General features: G+C 73.0%; 19 protein-coding genes. 7 read left to right on the plus strand and 12 right to left on the minus strand.

All coding sequences use genetic code 11. The features are described from left to right. Positions 1-21 precede the first annotated feature (21 nt). The 3 genes from ADL15_RS32680 to ADL15_RS32690 are packed head-to-tail and all read left to right on the plus strand — an operon-like array spanning position 22 to position 1,710. Positions 22-414 carry a hypothetical protein gene (locus tag ADL15_RS32680; protein WP_157441737.1) on the plus strand — a complete coding sequence of 131 codons (393 nt, stop codon included), beginning with the start codon at positions 22-24 and terminating at the stop codon, positions 412-414. Between the two features lie 13 nt (positions 415-427). Next, complete coding sequence (locus tag ADL15_RS32685; protein WP_067699222.1) at positions 428-865, plus strand: DUF7144 family membrane protein; 438 nt, start codon at positions 428-430, stop codon at positions 863-865. After that, positions 862-1,710 carry a YihY/virulence factor BrkB family protein gene (locus tag ADL15_RS32690; RefSeq protein WP_232344702.1) on the plus strand — a complete coding sequence of 283 codons (849 nt, stop codon included), beginning with the start codon at positions 862-864 and terminating at the stop codon, positions 1,708-1,710. Before ADL15_RS32685 ends, ADL15_RS32690 begins: the two co-directional genes overlap by 4 nt. Here ADL15_RS32690 and ADL15_RS32695 read toward each other — a convergent pair. Together ADL15_RS32695 and ADL15_RS32700 are read right to left on the minus strand one after the other, a co-directional pair. Further along, complete coding sequence (locus ADL15_RS32695; protein ID WP_067699224.1) at positions 1,685-3,070, minus strand: MFS transporter; 1,386 nt, start codon at positions 3,068-3,070, stop codon at positions 1,685-1,687. The two genes, ADL15_RS32690 and ADL15_RS32695, sit on opposite strands and share 26 nt — an antisense overlap. Positions 3,071-3,155: 85 nt before the next feature. Then, complete coding sequence (locus tag ADL15_RS32700; protein WP_067699226.1) at positions 3,156-3,740, minus strand: Rv1733c family protein; 585 nt, start codon at positions 3,738-3,740, stop codon at positions 3,156-3,158. A gap of 152 nt (positions 3,741-3,892) precedes the next feature. On the opposite strand from ADL15_RS32700, the gene ADL15_RS32705 reads away from it, so the two are divergent. Together ADL15_RS32705 and ADL15_RS32710 are read left to right on the plus strand one after the other, a co-directional pair. Then, positions 3,893-4,615: a ZIP family metal transporter gene (locus tag ADL15_RS32705; RefSeq protein WP_067699259.1), complete on the plus strand. Its 723-nt coding sequence runs from the start codon at positions 3,893-3,895 to the stop codon at positions 4,613-4,615. Positions 4,616-4,673: 58 nt separating this feature from the next. Continuing rightward, positions 4,674-5,165, plus strand: coding sequence for a hypothetical protein (locus tag ADL15_RS32710; protein ID WP_067699228.1), 492 nt, complete (start codon positions 4,674-4,676; stop codon positions 5,163-5,165). 315 nt (positions 5,166-5,480) lie between these two features. Here ADL15_RS32710 and ADL15_RS32715 read toward each other — a convergent pair whose 3' ends face one another. From ADL15_RS32715 to ADL15_RS32745, 7 genes are all read right to left on the minus strand, one after another. Further along, a complete protein-coding gene (locus ADL15_RS32715; protein WP_067699230.1) occupies positions 5,481-6,206 on the minus strand; it encodes a metallophosphoesterase family protein in 726 nt (241 codons plus the stop codon). A gap of 52 nt (positions 6,207-6,258) precedes the next feature. Further along, positions 6,259-7,188 carry a carbamate kinase gene (locus tag ADL15_RS32720; RefSeq protein WP_067699232.1) on the minus strand — a complete coding sequence of 310 codons (930 nt, stop codon included), beginning with the start codon at positions 7,186-7,188 and terminating at the stop codon, positions 6,259-6,261. 3 nt (positions 7,189-7,191) lie between these two features. Next, on the minus strand, positions 7,192-8,193 hold the full coding sequence (gene argF, locus ADL15_RS32725) for an ornithine carbamoyltransferase (RefSeq protein WP_067699234.1): 1,002 nt from the start codon (positions 8,191-8,193) through the stop codon (positions 7,192-7,194). Between the two features lie 22 nt (positions 8,194-8,215). Continuing rightward, the gene (locus tag ADL15_RS32730) at positions 8,216-9,433 is read right to left on the minus strand and encodes an arginine deiminase (RefSeq protein WP_067699261.1); all 1,218 of its coding nucleotides are present in this window, start codon (positions 9,431-9,433) and stop codon (positions 8,216-8,218) included. A gap of 17 nt (positions 9,434-9,450) precedes the next feature. Next, positions 9,451-10,809: an amino acid permease gene (locus ADL15_RS32735; RefSeq protein ID WP_067699236.1), complete on the minus strand. Its 1,359-nt coding sequence runs from the start codon at positions 10,807-10,809 to the stop codon at positions 9,451-9,453. A 72-nt stretch (positions 10,810-10,881) separates the two neighbouring features. Continuing rightward, the gene (locus ADL15_RS32740; protein ID WP_067699238.1) at positions 10,882-11,718 is read right to left on the minus strand and encodes a class II glutamine amidotransferase; all 837 of its coding nucleotides are present in this window, start codon (positions 11,716-11,718) and stop codon (positions 10,882-10,884) included. A gap of 58 nt (positions 11,719-11,776) precedes the next feature. After that, on the minus strand, positions 11,777-13,699 hold the full coding sequence (locus tag ADL15_RS32745) for a phage holin family protein (protein ID WP_067699240.1): 1,923 nt from the start codon (positions 13,697-13,699) through the stop codon (positions 11,777-11,779). A gap of 152 nt (positions 13,700-13,851) precedes the next feature. On the opposite strand from ADL15_RS32745, the gene ADL15_RS32750 reads away from it, so the two are divergent. Then, on the plus strand, positions 13,852-14,700 hold the full coding sequence (locus ADL15_RS32750; RefSeq protein ID WP_157441738.1) for a YhjD/YihY/BrkB family envelope integrity protein: 849 nt from the start codon (positions 13,852-13,854) through the stop codon (positions 14,698-14,700). Here the strand turns inward: ADL15_RS32750 and ADL15_RS32755 are convergent. Then, entirely contained in the window at positions 14,672-17,302 is a 2,631-nt protein-coding gene (locus tag ADL15_RS32755) for a LuxR C-terminal-related transcriptional regulator (protein WP_067699244.1), read from the minus strand. The genes ADL15_RS32750 and ADL15_RS32755 overlap by 29 nt on opposite strands. A gap of 326 nt (positions 17,303-17,628) precedes the next feature. Between ADL15_RS32755 and ADL15_RS32760 the strand changes: the two genes are divergently transcribed. Beyond that, positions 17,629-18,075, plus strand: coding sequence for a DUF7144 family membrane protein (locus ADL15_RS32760; RefSeq protein ID WP_067699246.1), 447 nt, complete (start codon positions 17,629-17,631; stop codon positions 18,073-18,075). Between the two features lie 48 nt (positions 18,076-18,123). Here ADL15_RS32760 and ADL15_RS32765 read toward each other — a convergent pair whose 3' ends face one another. Continuing rightward, positions 18,124-20,736 (minus strand): LuxR C-terminal-related transcriptional regulator, encoded by a 2,613-nt coding sequence (locus ADL15_RS32765; protein WP_067699248.1) that lies wholly within the window; start codon positions 20,734-20,736, stop codon positions 18,124-18,126. A gap of 112 nt (positions 20,737-20,848) precedes the next feature. Continuing rightward, a complete protein-coding gene (locus tag ADL15_RS32770; protein ID WP_067699249.1) occupies positions 20,849-22,252 on the minus strand; it encodes an alpha-amylase family protein in 1,404 nt (467 codons plus the stop codon). Between the last annotated feature and the right edge of the window lie 98 nt (positions 22,253-22,350).

Here is a 22,350-nt window from a genome sequence, read left to right on the forward strand (position 1 = left end):
GCCACGCGGCACGCTCCGGTCATGAAGCGTTTCCTCGTCGTAGTGCTCCTCCTCGGCCTGGCCGGCTGCGCCGCCGAGGAGCCGTCCACCCCACCGGTCTGCGACAGCCTGGCGTCGGTGCAGAACACCGTCGACCACATCCGGAACACCAACGTCTCGGAGAACGGGCTGTCCGCGCTGCGGCCGTACCTGACCCAGCTCAAGGACCAGTTCAACCAGCTCTACCTGGACGCCAAGGCCCAGTTCGCGCCGCAGGCCGAAGCGCTGCGCACGGCGGTCGACCAGCTCGGCGCCGACCTGCGGGCCGCGCAGGGCGATCCGAGCGTGGCCAACCTGGCCACCGTCCGCACCTCGGTCACCTCGGTCCGGGCCAGCGCGCACACCCTGCGCGACGCCATGGCCTCGACCTGCTGAGCGGGGGTTCACGATGGAGATCGAGGAGAGCCGGGCCACCGGCTGGGTCGCCTGGGTGCTGTTCGGCGGCATCCTGCTGGTCCTGCTCGGCGCGATACACCTGACCGTCGGGCTGGTCACGCTGCTGCGCCCGGAGTTCATCGCCGGCGACCGGGCCGACCTGCTGCTGCCGGTGTCGCTGACCGCGCTCGCCTGGATGCACCTGGCGCTGGGCGTGCTCGCCCTGGTCACCGGCGCCGGGCTGATCCGCGGGCTGACCTGGGCGCGGGTGGTGGCGATCCAGCTCGCGGTGCTGGCCGCGCTGGTGAACTTCACGTTCATCGCGGTCTTCCCGGTGTGGTCGATCATCGCGGTCGTGCTGGCCACGCTGATCGCCTGGGCGGCCGCCATGCACGGCGACGAGGTCGCCGACGCCATGGCCCCGCCGACGCCGGCCGCCTTCGGATCGTGATCCGCGGGCTCGACGACTGGCAGCGACGGCACCGCGTGCCCGGCTTCGGGTACGCGGTGCTGCGCAAGTACCTGGACGACGGCGGGCCCCGGGAGGCCGCGCTGATCACGTACTACGGGTTCCTCAGTCTCTTCCCGGTGCTGCTGCTCGGCGTGACGATCGTGTCGCAGATCCTGGCCGACCGGCCGGAGCTGCGGCGCGAGGTGGTCGACGCGATCGTGCCGGTGCCGCTGCGCGCGGACGTGGACGCGGCGATCGCGGGGATGCCGACGTCGTACGCCGCCCTGGCCCTCGGGGTGGCCGGGCTCGCCTACGCGGCCGCCGGGGTGGTGCTCTCGGCGCACCAGACGCTCAACCATCTCGCGGCGGTCCCCTACCGGGACCGGTCCGGCCTGGTCTCCCGCTACCTGCGGGTGCTGGCCGCCCTGGCGGCCCTGCTGGCCGGCATCGTGCTGGTGGCCACGCTGCCGGCGGTCGGCGCGCTCGCCGGCGCCTTCGTCGTGCTGCTGCTGGTCGCGTGGGTGCTGCTGGACCGGCCGGCGCCGCTGCGGTCGCTCTGGCCCGCCGCGCTGCTCGGTGCGGGCGCGGTGATCCTGCTGGTCCAGCTCGGCGCGGTGCTGCTGCCCGGCCTGATCCGGCGGGCCGGGCCGGTCTACGGCGGTTTCGCCACCGTGGCCGGCCTGTTCACCCTGCTCTACCTGCTCAGCAACATGCTGGTGGGCGCGGCCGAGGTGGCCGCGGTCCGGCACGCCCGGCTCTGGCCCCGCGGCCTGGACCCGGCCCGGCCCACCGAGGCCGACCGGCACGCCCAGGAACTGCTCACGCGCGAACAGGCTCGGTCTTAGGCAGGAACCACGCCGCCACCAGCCCGATCGCGCCGGCCACCGCCACGGCCAGCATCGCCAGGGCGTACGCCGTGCCCGGCCGGTTGCCCACCACCGCCACCAGGATCGTCCCGGCCACCGCGCCGCCCAGCGCCGACCCGAGGTTGGAGACGCTGCGGGACAGCCCGGAGATCTCTCCCTGGAGCTCCTCGCCGAACGCGGACTGCACCACGTTCACCGACGGGGTGAGCATGCCGCCCAGCCCGAACCCGGTCACGAACAGCCCGGGGACGAACGCCCACACCGAGTGCCAGGCGAAGGCCAGCGAGATCAGCAGCACCACCCCGACCACGGTGATCAGGAAGCCGCCGACGATCAGGGTCCGCTGAGCGCGCCGCTTCGCGAACCGCTCGGCGGCCAGCGAGGAGAGCAGCAACCCGGCCGTGGTGGCGGTGAACACCAGCCCGGTCTCGATCGCGTTGTAGCCCCGGACCACCTGCAGGTATGCCGAGACCACGAACGACGTGCCCATCAGCATCAGCCACTGCAGACACTGCGTGATCATGCCGAGGTTCGCGGTCCGGTCGCGGAACAGCGCGGTGGACAGCAGCGCCGGCCGGCCGGACCGTTCCTTCGCGCGCATCGAGAAGAAGAACCAGGTCAGTGCCCCCGCGCCGGCCACCACCAGGCCGACGGACAGCAGCAGGTTGTTGTCGGCCAGCAGGATGCCGGAGACCACCAGTACCAGGCCGAGCGCGGAGAGCGCCGCACCGGCCGGGTCGGTCGGCTGGGTCGGGTCCGGCGGCAGCGGGTCACGCACCCAGCGCCGGCTGAGCACCGCGATCAGCAGCACGACGAGCGCCTGGAACACGAACGCGGCCCGCCAGCTGAACACCGTGGTGATGAGCCCGCCGATCAGCGGCCCGGCCGCCGCGCCGACCCCGCCCAGCGCGCTGATCATGCCGAACGCCCGGGCCCGCGACGCCAGGTCGGTGAAGAGCAGGGTGGTCAGGATGTAGACCGGCGGGATCAGCATCGCGGTGCCGACCCCCTCCAGGATCGAGTTGCCCAGGATCAGCACGCCCAGGCCCGGTGCGACCGAGCTGAGCAGCGCGCCGACCGCGTAGATCAGCAGGCCGATCGTCAGGCAGCGTTTGCGGCCGATCCGGTCGGTCAGCTTGCCGCCCGGGATCATCAGGGCCGCCATCACCAGCAGGAAGATCGTGATGGCCACCTGGACTCCGGCGACCGTGGTGTCCAGGTCCTCGCTGATGTCGTTGATCATCACGTTCATGTTCGAGCCGGCGAAACTGCAAATGAACTGGGCCAGCGCGAACGGGATCAGGGCCCGTCTGAGTTCCGCCGGGAAACGTCCGGTCATCGCTGCACCGCCTCCGTGGTCTGCTCGGTCCCGGCGCACACTGCCCCGGCGTGCGGCTCCCGGCATCCTCCGGGGCGCATGACTTTCACCGGCGGTCGCCGCTCCAGCGCGGGCCGACCTCGCGCCACTCCCGGGTCCAGGCCCGGTCCCGCCCGCGGTCCAGCAGTGCCCGGCCGATCCGGTGCAGGCCGGTCAGCCCGGCGGCCAGGCAGAGCACCACCGCCGCACCGACCAGGACCGCCTGGGAGACCGGCCGCCGCCGGGCCGGCCCGGCCCGTTGCTCACCCGTCTCGTCCACCCAGATCTGCACCCGGCCGCCGGCGCGGGCGCCCGGGTCGACCTGCACGATCCCGGCGCGCGGCGCACCGTTGGGCGCGGCCCAGGTGGCCCGCGCGGCCAGCGGCAGGGTGGACGCGGTCCCCTGCGGACCGAACGCGCCGGCGTTCTCGGCCAGCACCGCGTCCACCCGGAAGATGTGGTCGCGTTCCCACTCCCGGGCCCGCACGTCGGAGCGGTAGCTGGCCTCCCCGGCCTGCCAGGCCAGCAGCGGCGCGCCGGCCAGGAACGTGAACACCAGCACGAACACCAGCAGGCTCTCCACCCGGTCGGTGGTGCGGCGCAGCACGTTGCGCTCCCCGCCGAACCGGCGGGCGGCCCCTCGACCGATCATTTCGCGGTTCCTCCCCCAGCCGTCGCCCGGACTCGAGAATCCGTTCCGGCGTCACCGGGCGTCGCCATTCGCCGCGGATGATTCGCCGGGGAACCGGCCGCGTCACCGTGGTTCCGGGGCGGCGCGGGCCGGCCCGGGAAGGGGCCGGCACCGTGGCGGAGGCGTTCTTCTGGGGCCTGGTCAGCGCGTCGGCTCTGCTGGTGGGCGCGCTGCTGGCGTACCGGTTCCGGCTCGGCCGGCGGGTGATCGCCACGGTGATGGCCCTCGGCACCGGCGTGCTGCTCGGCTCGGTCTCGTTCGAGCTGATCGACGAGGCGCTGCGGACCCGTACGGTCGCAGCGGTCAGTGTGTTCGTCCTGCTCGGCGCGGCGGTCTTCACCGCCGGTGACTGGCTGCTGAGCCGGCGCGGCGGCGGCGAGCGCAAGGACGCCGAGGGCGCCCAGTCCACCGGCTCACCGCTGGCGATCCTGCTCGGCTCGGTGCTGGACGGCATCCCCGAGTCGTTCGTGCTCGGCCTGACCGTGCTGCAGGGCCAGGTCAGCCTGGCCCTGTTGGCCGGCGTGGTGCTCTCCAACCTGCCGGAGGGGATGGCGTCGTCCAGCGGGCTGCGCGCCGCGGGCTGGCCACAACGGCGGGTGCTGCTGATGTGGTCCTCGGTGGTGCTGGTCTCCGCGCTGTCCGCGGCCGCCGGATACGCCCTGCTCGATCCGCAGGGGGAGTTCACCGGCGCGCTGACGCAGGCGTTCGCGGCGGGCGCGCTGCTGGCCATGCTCTCCGACACGCTGCTGCCCGAGGCGTACGAGGTGGATGGTGTGCTCACCGGCCCGTTCGTGGTCGTCGGCTTCGCCGTCTCGCTGGGGCTGTCCGCGATCTGAGCCCGGTTCACCCTGGCGGGGTGACGATCCGGGCCGGTGTTCCGGCGACGCTCGACCCATGACCGGCAGCCGCATCCGCCTCACCCACGAGTCCGCCGAGGCGACCGCCGCCGGCATCTACGGCATCATCGTCGGCGCCGCCGTCCTGGTCGCCGCGCACGCCGACCGGGCGTGGCGTGACGTCATCGCGGTCCTGGTCACCCTGATCGTCTACTGGGCCGCGGAACGCTACGCCCGGATCGTCGCCGAGCGCATCCACGAGGGTCACCGACCGGCCTGGCACACCGTCCGCGAGCAGCTGACCTCCGGCTGGGAGCTGGTCACCGCGTCGGTGCTGCCGCTGCTGACCCTGATCGCGGTCCGGCTCACCGGCACCCGCCTGCTCACCGCGGAGATCCTCTCGCTGTGCATGAGCACGCTGCTGCTCTGTGTGGCCGGCTGGCGCATCGGCGCGGACGGCCGCCTCACCACCGCGGAACGCCTGGTGTCCACCCTGGTCGCCGGCACCTTCGGCGCCGCCATGATCCTGCTCAAGACCGCGCTCCACTGAAACCCTCATCCGGTACGAGTACGGAGCGCCCGCCCGCAGGCTACGAGCCGAGTCCCGCCCGTGAGGCGACGCGACACCGCGCCCCCTCCGGACCGCGGCGCGCCTCCCGCCCCCGGCTGGCGCTCAGGGGTGTCTCAACGGCCGGGAGACAACCCTGAGCACCAGCCGGGAACCGCTACCGAACGGACTGCGGTGCGCGGCGCGGGTCTGGCTGGTCGTGAGGGGTGCCAACGGCGTGCCGAGGCACCCCTCACGACCAGCCGGGGACCGCAACTGGACCGGACTGCGGCGCATGTCGCGGCCAGCCGGGGGCCGCTAGCGGCTGACTTTGATCACTCGGCCGGTGCTCCAGCCGGTGCCGGTGGCATACCGCTCGCAGACGGTGATCGTGGTGGAGTTGATCCGGATCAGGTTCCACGACTGACCGGTGCCGCGGGTGCGATGGCTGGTCGCGGTGCCGGCGACCACCACGACGGTGCCGTGCTCCGGTCGTACGTCAGGAATGTGGGTGTGTCCGGCGACCAGGAGGTGGACGCCTGCCTCGCGCACCGCCTCCCGCAGCCGGCCCCGGCCGGCCAGACTGCCCGGCGGATGGTGCAGCGCGACCAGCCGGAGGTCCTGCTCCGCGGCGGCGCCGAAGGTGCCGGTGATCCGCGCCGCCTGGCGCCGGGTGATCCGGCCGTCCTTCCACCGCCAGCGCGGCATCGACGACAGCCCCACCGCGGTCAGGCCCGGGACCCGCACCACCGGTTGCAGATCGCTGGTGATCCAGGTCCGGAAGCGACCGTACGGCCACAGCACCCGCAGCGGGCTGATCAGCGGCAGGTCATGGTTGCCGAGAACCACCAGCAGCGGCTGCGGCAACCGGTCGAGCACCGTCCTGGCCTGGCGGAACTCGCGCACCCGGGCGCGCATCGTCACGTCGCCGGTGACCACGGTCAGCACCGGCCGCGCGGCGGTCACGTCGGCGATCAGGGACCGCACCGTGTCCGGATCGTGCGCGCCGAGGTGCAGGTCGGAGACGTGCGCGACGGTCAGCATGACACCGGCCCGGCCGGAGGTGATCCGGGCCGGGCCGACGCGACGGAGGCGTTCACCGGGGCGGAAGGCCCTCTCCGCTCGGCGTCACCACCGTCCCGGCCTTGCCGGACAGGATCGCCGCCGCGTCGTCGAGCGCGCCGATCGCGGCCACCCCGCCGGTCAGCTCGACGAACCGGCAGACCGCCTCCACCTTGGGACCCATCGAGCCGGACGGGAACCGTTCCCGCCGCAGCTCGGCGGGGGTGGCCCGGGCGATCGGCGACGGCTGCGGGCCGCCGAAGCCGCGCTGGACCGCCGGCACGTCGGTGAGCAGCAGCAGCGCGTCGGCGTCGAGGGACTCGGCGAGCACCGCGGTGGCCAGGTCCTTGTCGACGACGGCCTCGACGCCGCGCAGCTGCCCGTCCTGGTCACGGATCACCGGGATCCCGCCGCCGCCGGCGCAGACCACGACCGTGCCCTCGAACAGCAGCGACCGGATGATCCGGGTCTCCACGATCCGCTGTGGCTGTGGCGACGGCACCACCCGCCGCCACTGCGGGCCGTCGGCGGCGACCGTCCAGCCGCGCTCGGCGGCCAGCCGTTTGCCGGTCTGCTCGTCGTAGACCGGCCCGACGAACTTGGCCGGGCTGCCGAAGGCCGGGTCGGCCGCGGAGACCAGGGTCTGATCCAGGATCGCGGCGACCTGCCGGCCGGGCAGCGCGTTCTGCAACGCCTGCAGCAGCCAGTAGCCGATCATGCCCTGGGTCTGCGCGCCGAGCACGTCGAACGGGTACGGCACCTGCAGCGCCGGGTCGGCCGCCGACTCCAGGGCGAGCATCCCGACCTGCGGCCCGTTGCCGTGCGTGATGACGATCTCGTGATCGCCGGCGAGCGGAGCGAGCGCCTCGACCGCGCGGACCGCGTTGGCGCGCTGCACCGCGGCGTCCGGCCGCTGACCGCGTTCCAGCAGCGCGTTGCCCCCGATCGCGATGACCATGCGCATCGGTCAGGCCCCCAGCGTGGCGACCATGATCGCCTTGATGGTGTGCATCCGGTTCTCGGCCTGGTCGAAGACGATCGAGTACGGCGACTCGAACACGTCGTCGGTGATCTCCAGCGCGTCCAGGCCGGTGTGCTCGAAGATCTCCTCGCCGACCTTGGTCCGCCGGTCGTGGAACGCCGGCAGGCAGTGCATCACCTTCACCGCGGGGTTCCCGGTGGCCTGCACCACGCCCCTGTTGATCTGGTACGGCTTGAGCAACCCGATCCGCTCGTCCCACGCCTGTTTCGGCTCACCCATCGACAGCCACACGTCGGTGTAGAGGAAGTCCGCGTCGCGCACCCCCTCGCCGACGTCCTCGGTGTGGGTGATCCGGGCACCGGTGGTCTCCGCGATCGCCCGCGCCGCCTTGATCACCTCGTCGGGGTTCCACCGCGACTGCGGTGCGACCATCCGCACGTCCATCCCCATCATCGCGCCGCCCACCAGCAGCGAGTTGCCCACGTTGTTGTGCGCGTCGCCGAGGAACGCGAACGTGATCTCGTTGTCGTGCTTGACCGTGTGCTCGCGCATGGTGAGCAGGTCGCAGAGGGTCTGGGTGGGGTGCCACTCGTCGGTGAGGCCGTTCCACACCGGCACGCCGGCGTAGCGGGACAGGGTCTCCACGCCCTCCTGGCCGAAGCCGCGGTACTCGAGGGCGTCGTAGAAGCGGCCGAGCACCCTGGCGGTGTCCGCGATCGATTCCTTGTGGCCGAGCTGGGTGCTGACCGGGTCCAGGAACGTGACGTGCGCGCCCTGGTCGTGTGCGGCCACCTCGAACGCGCACCGGGTCCGGGTGGAGGTCTTCTCGAAGATCACCGCGATGTTCTTCCCGGTCAGCCGGGGCACCTCGGTACCGGTGTACTTGGCGGCCTTGAGCTGGGCGGCGAGCCGCAGCAGGAAGCGCCATTCGTCCGGGGTGAAGTCGAGTTCCTTGAGGAAGCTGCGGTTGCGCAGGTTCACGGACATGGTCGGGCCTTTCGACGAAGGATCAGGCGTCGCGTTCGATCGGGCAGGTCATGCAGCGCGGCCCGCCACGGCCGCGGCCCAGCTCGCCGCCGGCGATGGTGATCACCTCGATGCCGTGCCGGCGCAGGAACGTGTTGGTGGTGACGTTGCGCTCGTAGCCGACGATCACGCCCGGCTCGACCGCCAGGAAGTTGTTGCCGTCGTCCCACTGCTCGCGCTGGGCGGCCCGGACGTCCTCGTTGGTCTCCAGCACCTGGATCTTGTCGATGCCCAGGGTCTCGGCGATCGTGGCGAACAGGTCGTCGTTGCCGACCACCTCCAGCCCGTCCGGGTCGTCGGCGGGCAGCACGGTCCAGGACCGCAGGGCGCCCTGCAGGTACGGGTACATCACGAAGGTGTCCCGGGCGATCATGGTCATCACCGTGTCGAGGTGCATCATGGCGTGCGAGTGCGGCAGCTCGATGGCGATCACCTTGGTCGCCGCGCCGGCCTGGAACAGGTTGCGGGCCAGGTTCTCCACGCCCATCGCGGTGGACCGCTCGCCCAGCCCGATCATCACGGCGCCGTTGCCGAGCACGTGGATGTCGCCGCCCTCCAGGGTGGCCGGCTGGTGCGGCAGGTCGTCGGCGCCGTACCACATGTCGAAGTCGGCGAGGGTGAACATCGGGTGGAACCGGTAGATCGCCGAGCTGTGCACCGACTCGCGGTGCCGGGCCGGCATCGCCATCGGGTTGACGCTGACCCCGCCGTAGATCCAGGCCGAGTTGTCCCGCTGGAACAGGTGGTTGGGCAGCGGGGTGAGCACGAAGTCGTCGGCGCCCATCAGCTCCCAGCGCAGGCTGTTCACGGTGAAGCCGGCCAGCTCCTGTTTGAGCACCCCGCCGATCAGGTAGTCGGCGAGCTTGGCGCTCTCGGCCTGCTCGGCGAGCCGGCGCAGCGGCCCGACCAGGGTGGGACCGACCGTGTCGTCGGTGATGATCCGGTCCAGCACCCAGGTGCGGGCGTGCGGGATGTCCAGCACGTCGGCGAGCAGCTTCGCGAAGTAGTGCACCTCGATCCCGCGCTCGCGCAGCACCTCGGCGAACGCGTCGTGCTCCTCCCGGGCCCGCCGGGCCCAGAGGATGTCGTCGAACAGCAGGTCCTTGACGTTGTCCGGGGTGAGCCGGCTCAGTTCGACGCCGGGGCGGTGCAGGATCACCTGCCGCAGCCGGCCGGTCTCGGAATCCACGTGGAAACTCATGGTGATCTCCCTGGTGATCACTCGTAGGTGGGGACCGGCGGCGGCGCCGTCATCCGGTTGCGGGTGGCGAGGTAGACCGGCACGCCGAGCAGGAACGCGGCGCCGGCCATCAGGAACGGGCCCCAGACGACGTACCAGTCGTCGTGGCCGGTGTTGCGCGAGTACCAGACGAACAGGATCGAGAAGATCAGGCTGAGCAGAGCGATCGTGGAGTCCCGGACGAACTGGGCGCGGTTGCCCAGCCGGCGGTCCTGCAGGCGCCACTTGAGCTGGGCGAGGGCAGAGAACGCGTACGGGATGGCCGCGGTGATCCCGGTCATCAGCACCAGGGTGTTGAACACCGTGGCACCGCTGGCGCCCATGTAGCTGACCGTCATGGCCAGGCTGCCGAACACGGTCGACGACAGGATCCCGGCGGTCGGCACACCGCGGGCGGACAGCTTGCCGAAGATCGCCGGGAACACCCCGTCCTTCGCGGCGGCCAGCGGCATCTCCGCGCAGATCATGGTCCAGCCGTTGAGCGCGCCGAGCCCGGACACGATCACCGCGAGGGCGGTCAGGTCGCCGGCCCAGGTCCCGCCGCCGGCGATCGTGTTCGCCGCCACCGAGTAGGACGCCTGGTCCTCGGCGAGGGTGGTGGTCGGCACGATGCCGAAGACCGCGATCATCGAGAGCAGGTACACCACCGCGGCGCCGATCGTGCCGAGCACGGTGGCCCGGGGCACGTTGCGGGCCGGGTCGCGGACCTTCGCGGCGGCCACCGCGGCGCACTCCACGCCGAGGTAGCTGAACAGGCAGATGGCCATCGCGCTGCCGATCGCCTGCCAGTCGTTGTCGCCGCTGACGTTGGCCGGCTGGTAGTTCGCGGTGCTGATGAAGAACAGCCCGACCGTGGACATGATCAGCAGCGGGATGAACTTGACGACGGTGGTCCAGAGCTGCACCGCGCCCATGTTCTTCACACCGGTCAGGTTGATCAGCGCCGGGATCCAGAGGCCGATCAGGGCGATCACGATGGACCAGCCGGTCACCGAGTCCTTGTTGACGAAGTGCTCGACGTAGAAGACCCAGCCGGTGACGATCGCCGCGTTACCGGCCCACGCGGTGATCCAGTACGACCAGGCGTTGACGAACCCGACGGTGTTGCCGAACGCGGCACGGGCGTAGGCGTACGGGCCGCCGTCGGCGGGCAGTCGCCGGGAGAGCACCGCGAACATCACGGCGAGCGCGAGCGCACCGAGCGTGGTCAGCCCCATCGCGACGATGCTGATCGGCCCGATCCCGGACAGCGAATACGGCAGGTTGAAGATGCCGACACCGATGATGGTGCCGAGGATCAGGGCGGTCGCCTGGGGCAGTCCGAGGCTCCGGTTCATCGGGCCCTCCGTTCGGTCTGCGGGCAGCCTCGCCCGGGTCTGCCGGGCGGGGCATCCTTCCGCGGGGATGACTCAGGGCGCGGCCGGCGTGAACCGGCCCATCTCGTCGGCGCCCTTCTGGATCACGCCGTAGCTCGACTCCGGCACCGGCTGCCAGGCGCCCTCGAGGTCGCCCAGCGGCTCGGAGACCACCAGCCGGGTCTCCTCGGAGAGCGCGCGGAGCTGCCGGTTCTCCGGGTAGAGCGCCTGCAGCGCGGTGGTCTCGGTGCTGAAGTACAGCGACCGGCTGTGGCCCTCGCTGGAGTACCGGAAGCACCAGATCCGGTCACCGTCGGTGGTGGCCACGGTCATCTGCAGCGGATCGGCGACCCCGTGCGCGCGGCCCACCGCCTCGACCAGCCCGGCCATCCGTTCCACCGCGGCCACCGGGCGGTCCCGCAGGCCGTACGTCAGCGCCAGGTGGAACATCACCTCGGAGTCGGTAGAGCCGGCCAGCGACGGGTAGAGCCGCGGGTCGACGGCGAGTGTCAGGTCCCGTTTGAGCGTGCTGAACTCACGGATCGATCCGTTGTGCACCCACAACCAGTTCTCGTGCCGGAACGGGTGGCAGTTGGTCTGCTGCACCGCGGTGCCGGTGCTGGCCCGGATGTGCGCCAGGAACAGCGGCGACGAGATGGACCCGGCGATCTCGCGCAGGTTCGCGTCGTTCCAGGCCGGCCCGGTCCCGCGGAACAGCGCGGGGGCGGGCGGCCCGTCGACCGGGTACCAGCCCACCCCGAACCCGTCGCCGTTGGTGGTCTCCACGCCGAGCCGGGAGTGCAGGCTCTGGTCGATGAGCGAATATTGCGGCTTGTAGAGCAGCTCCTCCAGGCGGATCGGCGTGCCCGAGTAGGCCAGCCAGCGGCACATGGACGGCTCCTTCCGGTGTCGATGCGGGCCATCGTCACCGGGTTCCGGGCCGGCGGGCTCACCCCGGCGGGATGAGCTTCGCGAGGCATCCGCGCAGGTAGTGATGCACCTCGTCGGCGGAGTTCAGCGCGCCCGGCGGCTCCCAGTCGCGGGGGTGGATCAGCACCGGCCGGTCCTGGGCCCCGCCCATCCCGCCGTGGCAGCCGATCAGGTCCTCGAACGCCGCGACCTGCCCGCTGACCGGATCCCAGAGGCTGTTCACCACCAGGTCGCCGGTGTGCGCGAGGCTGTCGTGCCGGCGCAGGTCGGCGGCGGCGTGCGGGCCGAAGCCGAGCAGCGGATCCACCCCGTCGACCCGGTCGTCGGCGAGGCGCCGGCGGCCGGCCGGTCCGAGAACGATCGGGCCCCAGCGCCGGGAGCGGACCAGCACCCAGCCGATCCCGGGATGCCCGGTCAGGCCGGGCAGCAACGCCGGGTGTTCCTGCTCGATCTCCTCGAGGCTGACCCGGCCGGCGCGCCGGGCGAAATAGATCAGGGCGAGATTCCCCGAGGCCGCGACCACGATCTGCGGCCGGTCCGCCGCCGGGTCCGCGTCGTTCTTCACGGTACGGGTGAGCCCGGCCCGCAGCGCCCGGGCCCGGCCGGCCTGCTCGTCCTCCGCGGGCGCGACGACCGCCCCCGCCGTGGTCAGCCCGGCGACCAGGTCCTCCAGCCGGATCCCGTAGCGCTGCGCGAACGTCGCGCCCTGGCTCTGCCCGTGATCGGAGAGCACCACGAACTGGTACGGCCGGGGCGCCGCCTCGGCGATCCCGGCCAGGACGGCCAGCACCGCGTCGATGCCCTCCAGCGCCGCGAGGGCCTCCGGCCGGGCCGGGCCGGCGTGGTGGGCGATCTCGTCGTAGTCGACGAAGTCGCAGTACACCACGGGCGCCCCGCGCATCATCTGCTCGGCGAGCACGGCCAGGTTCAGGTGCCGCAGCAGCACGTTCGTCGCACCCCGCAACAGCACGTACGACCAGGCGCGGCGCATCCGCGGCAGCACCCGGCGCAGCCGCTGCCGGCGGGCCTGGTGCAGCTCCTTGACGATCTCGCCGACGGTCAGCACCAGCGAGCGGGTGAGCCCGAACGGGTCGAGCAGGTAGGCGCTCACGTACCGGGCCGGGCCGGCGGCGGCGCGGCGCGCGGTGCTCATGGTCAGCAGCGAGGTGGGCGCGTCGCCGGAGAACACGTTGCTGACGCTGACCCCGCCGTCGGCGAGCAGCCCGTGCCCGTCCGAGCAGCGGGACTCGACGAGCGCGGCGTCCCGGGGCCGGTTCGTGACGATCATCCGGCCGGACGTCTTCTCGTACCAGCGGAACGCCGGGACCCGGTCGCTGGCGCCGTGCAGCAGCCCGGCCTGGCTGGCCGGTGTGGTGGCCGGCAGCTGGGCGTGCCACTCGGCCAGCAGGTGACTGCCCGCGCCGAGCCAGCGGCCCAGCGTCGGCAGGTTCCCGGCCTCGATCGCCCACCGGGCCAGCGGCGCGGACAACCCGTCGACCTGGATGATCATCACGCCGGGGGTGGTGGTCCGGGGCACGCTGCGCCGGAATCGCCGGTTGACCCGGAGCAGGTGCTGGGTGACCACACCGTCTTGTCCCGCCGTGACCACCCAGAGCCCCGCGCTCATCACCGCCGCACCCAGCCAGGCCGCGCCGAACGCGCTGGCGAACCCGTCCACGTGCACCCCGGGGGTGAGCTCCAGCGCGGCGTAGACCAGCAACGCCTGGCTGACCAGCCAGCCGGCCACGACACCGGCCCAGCCGGTCGCCGCGAGCAGCTTCACCAGCGCCGGCCGCAGCACCGCGCCGAGCAACCCGACCAGGATCGCCGCCGTCAGCACCGCGAGGCCGTTCTCCGCACTGATCCCGGGGAGCACGGCCACCGTGAACCCGAGCGCCACCGCACCCAGCGCCACCGTGCCCAGTTGCGCCGTGACCCGCATGTCGACAGCCTGCCGCCCGGCGGGCGGGCCGGCCTCACACCGGCGGGATGAACGCGGGGCGGGTGCTCCGGTCGTACCCCCGGCGGTTTCACCCACCCGGGATGGGTCGGCCCGGCGGCGGACCGGCGACAGTGAGCCCGGAGGTGACCGCGATGCCGGAGCCGGCCTGGATGGAGCGGGTGCCGCACGGGCTGCGGCCGCGCGCGGCGCTGGTGCTCGGCAGCCGGCTCGGCGCGCTGGTGCTGCACGGCCTCGGCGAGCTGGTCCGGGTGCAGATCTTCGATCGGGCGATGACCCTCGCGGCGCAGTCCTTCACCTCGATCTTCCCGCTGCTGATCATGCTGGCGGCGCTGCTCGGGCCGGCCCACCGCGCCGAGCTCACCGACCTGCTCCGGCTGCCGGACGCCAGTGAGCGGCTGCTGCAGGCGGCGCTGAGCGGCAGCCGCAGCAGCGCGTTCGGCGTGGTCGGGTGCCTGATCGTGATCCTCTCCGCGACCGGGCTGAGCCGGGCGCTGGTCCGCTCCTACCAGGCGGTGTGGGGCGTGCACCGCAAACCGACCGGGGTGGCGGCGACCGGCCGGCAGGTCGGCGCGGTGGTGGCCCTGGTCGCGCTGCTGCTGTCGGCCCGTTTCCTGGCCTGGCTGGCCTCGCTGCTGCCGGCCCCGCGGGCGTCCGGTGTGCTGGTCGCGGTGATCGCGGACGGCGCGCTGGCGATCCTGCTGCCGTGGCTGCTCCTCGGCGGGCGGGCGCCGCGCGGGCCGTTGCTGGCCGGCGGCGTGGTGTTCGCCCTGCTGATGATCGCGGTGCGCGGCGCCGGGGCGATCTACCTGCCCCGGGCGCTGCAGTCCAGCACCGACAAGTACGGCACGATCGGGCTGGCGTTCACCTTCATCGGCTGGCTCTACGTGCTGTCCTTCTGCCTGCTGCTGTCCGCGGTGATCGGCGGCATGATCACCGCAGGCCGGGGTGAGCTCACAGCAGGCCCAGCTGACGGGCCGTGACCACGGCTTCCCGGCGGCGTCCGGCGCCCAGCTTGCGATAGATCGAGCGCATGTGCGCCTTCACCGTGTTGACCGAGATCCCGAGGTTCTCGGCGATCTCCGCCGCGGTCAGCACGGTCGGCAGGTACTGCAGCACGTCGATCTCCCGCTCGCTGAGCGGCCCGGCCGACTGCCCGGCGCCGGCCACCGGGATCTCCCCGGTGATCTCGGCGAGGACACTGTCGCCGGACGGGCCCCGCGGTTCGGTCAGCCACTGCTGCCGCTCGGCCAGCGCGAGCACCCGGTCCGCGTCGAAGTGCCGGAACGGCCGCCGGATCCGTTCCGGCTCGGCTGCCGAGAGTGCCCGGGTCAGCGCCTCGCCGGCCTGGCCGCCCCGGCCCTGCGCGTCGGCCGCCAGCGCGGTCAGCAGCCACGCGGAGACCGCGTTGAGCCGGTCCGGGCCGGTCCGCACCACGGCCAGCACCTGGTCCGCCTCCGCCGCCCGCCCGGTCGCCCGGTACGCCTGCGCCAGCCGCACCTGCTCGCCCGGGTACAGGTCGCGCCGCCGGGCGTAGCGGGTGAGCACCGGCACCGGGTCGTCCAGCATCAGGTCGATCTCGCTCTGTGCCAGGTCGACGACGCGCCGCAGCAGCGGAGCGTCGAGCCGCGGCCCGGCCTCGCCGGCCAGCCGGCTGAGGACGGCCTGCGCGCTGTGCGGCTCTCCCCGGCCGACCAGCAGGTAGGTCCGCACCGCGCCGGACAGCAGGCTGACCGCGGCCTCCGGCTGGTCACCGGAGGCGTGCAGGGCCTTGCGCAGGGTCGCCTCGGCCTCGACGTCACCGCCCTGCTGCACCTCGATCACCGCCCGGGCCAGGTACGCCACGGCGGCCGCGGATCGGTCACCGGCCTCGATCCGGCGGGCCACATCCAGGGCGGCGGTGGCATGTTCCTCGGCCGCGCTCAGCGAACCCCGCATGATGCCGAGCCACGCGAGGTGGCCGAGCGCGCTGACCTCGAGCAGCGGCGCCCCGGACGCCCGCGCCGTGGTGGCGGCCGCCCACAGGTAGCGGTCGGCGTGGTCCAGCCGGTCCGACCAGAGCAGCCCGATGCCCTTGTTGAGCAGCGTGATCGCCCGGTACTGCGGCATGGCCGGCACCTGGTCCCAGCGCAGCCGGGCCAGCGCGGCGAGGATCTCGGTGGTGGCCTGGACCAGCCGGGGCATGTCGCCCTGCCAGCGGGTCACGATGCCGGCCTCGATCGTCCGCAGCGCCAGCTCGATCACCGCGCGGTAGCCGTCGCCCAGCTCGGGCAGCAGCGCCCGGACCCGGTCGAGCTGGGACGCCAGGCCGGCCACGTCGCCGAGCGCGTAGGTCAGCAGCGCCGCGCAGACCGCGAGGGGGGCGCTGCGGGTCAGGCGGTCCACCGGGATGCGCTGGAGCAGCGCGACCAGCTCGGCCCGGTCCGCCGAGGCGAACAGCGGCATCCCGTGGTCCACCACCAGCCGGCCGACCAGCTCCCAGTCGGCGGCCGCCGCGGCGTGGCTGAGCGCGGCGAGCGGGCTGCCCGCCCGGGCGTGCCACTGCGCCGCCAGCAGGTGCAGCCGGGGTGGCACGTCCGCGCGCTCCTCGGCGAGGCGCTGCCGCAGCGCCGCCCGGAACTGCCGGTGGAACCGGAACCAGCCGCCGCCGCCCACCGCCTCGATCATCAGGTGGGACCGTTCCAGCTGTTCCAGCAGCTGCCGGCCGTGCTGCCGGCCGGTGAGCGCCTCGGCGAGGCCGCCGGAGATCCGGTCCGGCAGGCTGATGTGCAGCAGGAACTCGCGGAGGTCCGGAGGTAGCCCGTCGAGCACCTCGCGCACCAGGTAGTCGGAGGCCGCCTCGTCCGGGCCGACGCCGGCCGGGGCGTCCAGTGCCAGGCGCAGGCCGGCGCCCCAGCCCTCGGTGGCCCGGACCAGGACCGCCAGCTCGTCGATCGGCATGTCCGGGTGCCGCCCGGTCTGTGCGGCCAGCTCGGCGGCCTCCTCGACGCGGAACGCCAGGTCGTGGTCCCGGATCTCGGTCAGGTCGCCGGCCGCGCGGAGCCGGTGCAGCGGCAGCTCCGGTTCGGCCCGGGTGATCAGGACCAGGTGCAGCCGGGCCGGCGGGCGGCGCAGCAGCCCGGCCAGGGCGTCCAGCACTCGCGGGTCGGTGACCTGCTGCAGGTCGTCGAGGACCACGACCAGCGGGCCCGGTGCGACGGCCGGCCCGGAGCCGATCCGGCGCAGGAAGGCCAGCGCGTCCACGGCGAGGGCCGGGCCGCGGTCCGGTGGCCGGTGGCCGTCCCGGATCGCGCCTCCGGTGTGCAGGGCCAGCAGCAGATCCGACCAGAAGACGTGCGGACGGTTGTGCTCCGGCCCGAGGGTGAGCCAGGCGATCGGGCCGGCGTGCCCGCGGGCCCCGGCCCAGGCCGAGACCAGTGCGGTCTTGCCCCAGCCGGTCCCGGCGCAGATCAGCGTCGCCGGACGGCGGGTTCCGGCGTCCAGCGCCCGGATCAGCCGGTCCCGCCAGATCACTCCCTGCGGCAGCCTCGGCCGGCCCGCCCGGTCGGTCGCCGCCGGCGGGCCGCTGCCCACGTGGTCGCGCATGTGTCGCCCCCTACCCCTGGCAGGCGTGGGCACGGCGGCGATCCGGCGCGAACGGACACCCCCGTGGTACCTGCTCGTCGTCCTGAACCCCCGACAGTGACCATCACGCAGAGTGAAGATGAATCCCTCTTTTCCCCAGCAATTCCCCCCGCCCCCGAGCAGATCGCTGACAAAAAGTGATGCACCGGCATGTGTCACCCGGACACCGAATCACAGAAAGTACGCGGGCAGCAACCATCGGTATTCGCAAGTATCGAAGAACGCACGCCGGGCTTTCACCCCTGGCGCACGAGGCGGCACCGCCCGTTCCGCCGTTTCCTGGTGGCATGTCGACCAGCTATGCGAGCGAACGACCGTCCGGCGCCACGTCACCCGCCCCGCCGGTCACCGGCTGGGTGGGCCTGGTGGTGTTCGGCGGCATCATGCTGCTGACCCTGGGCCTGTTCCAGGGCATCGAGGGCGCCGTGGCGCTCTATCACGAGCGGTTCTACCTGGTCACCTCGGACGGCCTGTTACTGGAGATGGACTACCAGGTCTGGGGCTGGACACACCTGCTGTTCGGCCTGCTCTCGCTGACCGCCGGGGCCGGCGTGCTGCTCGGCCGGCTCTGGGGCCGGATCCTCGGCGTGCTGATCACCTTCCTCGGTGCCCTGCTGCACCTGCTGTTCCTGGCCGCCTCGCCGGTCTGGTGCACCATCCTGATCAGCATGGACATCCTGGTCATCTACGCCCTGACCGCACACGGCAGCGAGGTCCGCCGCCACCGCCCCTAGATCGAGGGCCGGCCCTCGATCAGGGCCGGCCCTCCACCAGGGTCGGATTTAGATCAGCTTGAGCGAGCGGGCCCGGCGGACCGCCTCGTTGCGGCGGGAGGCGGACAGCTTCCGCAGGATGCTGCGGACGTGGGTCTTCACCGTGTTGACCGAGACGAACATCGAGGCGGCGATCTCCTCGGTCGGCAGCATCTCGGCCATCCCCCGCAGCACGTCCAGCTCGCGCTTGCTCAGCGCCTCGACCACCACCGGCTCGGCGACCGCCTGTGCCGGGCCGGCACTGCCCAGCGCGGCCAGTTTCTCGTCGTCGCGCAGCACCCGCCGCAGCACGCCCCACACCTGGTGCACCGGCCGCCGGACGTTCTCCGGCCCGGCCACCCGCAACGCCCGGCGCAGCGCCTCCCGGGCGCCGGGCGCGTCGTCCTCGCTCGCCGCCAGCATCGCCAGCAGCAGCCAGGCGTCCAGGGACACCGGAGCGGACACACCGGACGCGTCGGCGACCGTCCGGGCCACCTCGTGCGCCCGGGCCGGGTCGCCGCGGGCCATCCAGATCGCGGCGTCCAGGACCGCCACGTCCGGGGTGCGGGGCACCGGGTATCCGGCGAGCACCTCGGCCGCGGTGTCCACCTGACCGGCGGTGATCAGCAGCCGGGCCCGGGACAGGTCGATCTCCCGGCGCAGCCAGCGGGGCGCGCCGGGGATCGAGGTGAGCGCGTTCAGGGCGCCGCGCAGCTCACCGCGCACCTGTAGGCGGCGGGACTTGACCACGGCGTGCACGGCGACGGCGAGCGGGTCGTCGCCCAGCCGGGCGGTGCGCAGGTGACGGTCGGCGGACTCGATGTCGTACCGCTCCAGGGCCACCCAGGCGAGCGCCACCTCGGCGGCCACCGGCCAGTGCCCGGCGTCCGGGCCGCACTGCGCGGCCAGGTCGAGCGCCTGCCGGGCCGCGCTGTCCGCACGGCTCAGCCGCCCCCGGTACGCCTCCAGCGCCGCGACCGTGCGCAGGCAGTCCACCTTGAGCGACTCGCAGCCGGCCGGCGCCACCGCCGCGGCCTCGGTCAGCACCTGCACGGCGGTGTCCACGTCGCCGCACGCGCTGCGCGCCGCGCCCTCGGCGGCCAGCAGCAGCGCCCGCAGCTCGGGGTGCCGGGCCAGCTTGCGGGCCGGGACCACGGACAGGAAGGCGTCGGCGACCGGCGCCAGCTCCTCGACCTGCTCCGGCTCGGGGCCGCCGGCCAGCAGCAGCAGCCGCATCAGGAAACAGGTGAGGGTGAGCCCCTCGCCGCAGTCGCTGCCCTGGATCGCGAGCAGGTTGCCGGCGTAGCTGAACAGCTCCCGGGCCTCGTCCACCCGGCCGTCGCCGTAGGCCAGCGCCGCGCGCACCACCACCACCTCGGGCAGGTCGAGGTGGTCGGGCAGCCCGGCGAGCAGGGTGCCGAGCCGTCCGGCACTGCCCTCGACGATCAGCCGGCCGACCGCGAAGTCCTCGATCACCATGGACGCGGCGGTGCCCCAGTCGGCCGCGATGACCGCGTGCCCGACCGCGTCGGCGAGCCGGCCGTTGCGGGCCAGCCAGGCGGCGGCCCGCTGGTGCAGCGCCGCCACCCGGTCCGGTTCGGCCCAGGCGAGCTGGGCACGCAGCAGCTCGGCGAAGAGCCGGTGGTACCGGAACAAATCGGTGCCGTCACCGACCGGCTGGATGAACGCGTTCCGCCGGGTCAGCACGGCGAGCAGCCGGGCCGCGTCGGGCCGGCCGGTGACCGCGGCCGCGAGGTCGGCGGAGAACGGGTCCAGCAGGCTGGTCTCCAGCAGGAAGCGCCGGATGTCGGGCGGCTGGGTCCGCAGCACCTCGCCGATGAAGTACTCGGCGATCGTCGACTCGTCGCCGGAGATCGTGGTGACCATCCGGGTGACGTCGGCGCTGCCCTGCATCGCGCAGGCGCAGAGCCGGATGCCGGCCGCCCAGCCCTCGGTGTGTTCCAGCAGCGCGGACAGGTCGGTATCGGCCAGCGGCACACCGTGCAACTCCATCAGCCGGGCCGTCTCGTCGGCGGTGAACGCCAGGTCCGCGGCGCGCACCTCGCGCATCTGCCCGGCCAGCCGGTAGCGGTAGAGCGGGAGCGGCGGGTCCCACCGGCCGGCCAGCACCACGCGCAGCCCGCGGGATTGCTCGAGCAGGAACTCCAGGCCGCTCGCCCAGTCCCGGCCGGGCAGCTGGGCCGCGCCGTCCAGGACCAGCACCACCGGGGTGTGCTGCCGGTCGATCGCCGCGGCGAGCCGGGCCAGGATCGTCCGGCCGGCCGCGGCGCCGGGCACGGCCGGCACCGGCACCGGCACCCCGGCGCGGCGCAACCCCTCCAGCACGTACGACCAGAACGTCGCGGCCGGCTCGTCACCGCTCTCGCAGGTGATCCAGGCAATCGGCCAGTCCACCACCCGGGCACGCACCCAGGACGCCAACAGCTGGGTCTTGCCGCTGCCGGCCAGACCGGTGACCAGGGTGACCGGGCCGCGGACCCCGTCACTCAGCCGGTCCAGCAGCGCCGGCCGGGCCACCATGAACGGTGGAGCGGCCGGCACCGTGAACTTCGAGGCGAGCAGAGAGCCTTCCCCATCGCATCCGGCAGTGCCGGGTGGATCCACGATCACTTCGATGGACACCTTTGTCACCTCCGAGGCCGACCCCGTCCGATCTCCTCGTTCAGACTTCCGGCGCTAGCACCCCGGCGCATCGTCCGGATCGGATAGTCCGTGACGTTCGGTACCAACCTGGTCACTCCAGGGTAAGAACATGTGTTCCCCAGGGCGGCAGGTCGACGTAGAGCCCGTTCTCGGCCAGGTCGCTGCCGCCGCGTTCGAACACCCGGCCGTCCAGCTGGTCGGTGAGCCGCCAGGCCCGGCCGGCCAGGTCCGGCCGGTCCAGCTCGACCCGGCCCTGGGACGGATGGTCGGACAGGTTGATCACCACCAGGTGCCCGGACCAGGACCAGGCCAGCAGGTCCTGGTGGGTCTGGTTGTCCGGCCAGCCCTCGGTGCCGAGCAGCCGCCACTCCCCCCGCCGGACGGACGCCGCGACGCGCAGCAGCGTGCGGTGGAAGTCGCGCAGGCCCGCGTCGACCGGTTCGTCGGGGAACCGGGCCAGGAAGACCGGCAGGTGGACGCGGCGCCCCTCGAACTCGCCGTCGTGCCAGAGCGTCGCGCCGGGCAGGGTGGCGATCGCGACCGCGGCGGCCCGTTCCCGCCCACCGGGCAGGGTGGCCGCGGCCCGCGGCTCGTCGTGGTTCTCCAGGAACCGGATCAGGCCGTTCTGATACGCCAGGTCCGCGGAGAGGTGCTTGCTCACCGAGCCGGCGTCCTCGTGCACCAGCCGGTCGTAGAGCCGCTTGTCGTAACAATGGTCGAAGCCCTGCTGCTGCAGCATCCACTCGGTGTCCCAGTACGCCTCGGCGATCAGCACCAGCCCGGGGTGCCGTTCCCGCAGGGCCCCGGTCACCTGCGGCCAGAACTCCTCGGCCGGCGCCGGGCCGGCCAGGTGACCCCAGGTGCGCGCGAAGATCTCGTTGATCAGCAGCATCGCCATGTCGCAGCGGATGCCGTCGCACTGATCGGCGATCCCGGACATCATCTCCAGGGTGGCCGCCCGCATCCCCGGCGAGAACGCGTTCAGCTGCGCCACGTCCGGCCACGGCGGGAAGTACGGGTCCCGCCCCTGCGCGATCACCCGGCCGCCGACGTGGAACCCGTCCGGCGTGCCCTGGATGAACCAGTCCGGGTGCTCGGCCAGCGCCGGGTGATCCGGCGCGACGTGGTTCGGCACGTAGTCCAGGATCAGCCTCAGCCCACGCTTGCGCAGCTCGGAGCGGGCCACCGCGAGCCCGTCCGGCCCGCCCAGCCGGTCGTCGACCCGATACTGCCGCACGCAGTACGGCGAGCCGACCACGTCCTCGGCGGTCAGGTCGGGCAGCGCCTCGTGGAAGCTGCGCTGCAGGCCGTCGTTGGACCGGGCCACCGCGAGCCCGGCCGGGCTGCGCTCCCACACTCCCATCAGCCACACCGCGTCCAGGCCCGGCGCGGCCACCTCGTCCCAGACGTGCCCCGGCACGTCGGCCAGGGTGACGCCCTTGCCCAGGCCGGCCAGCCACGGCCAGGTGTCGATCTCGTAGATCACCGGTGTCATCGGATACCTCCGTGGATACTCCGGCCTTCAGGCCGGAGAGGAAACGGATTCCCTGCGAAGCAGGGCAGGGGCAGCCGGTTCGCCGCCAGGGCGAATCC

Source organism: Actinoplanes awajinensis subsp. mycoplanecinus, assembly GCF_001509495.1.
In the GTDB taxonomy this organism is placed as follows: domain Bacteria; phylum Actinomycetota; class Actinomycetes; order Mycobacteriales; family Micromonosporaceae; genus Actinoplanes; species Actinoplanes palleronii.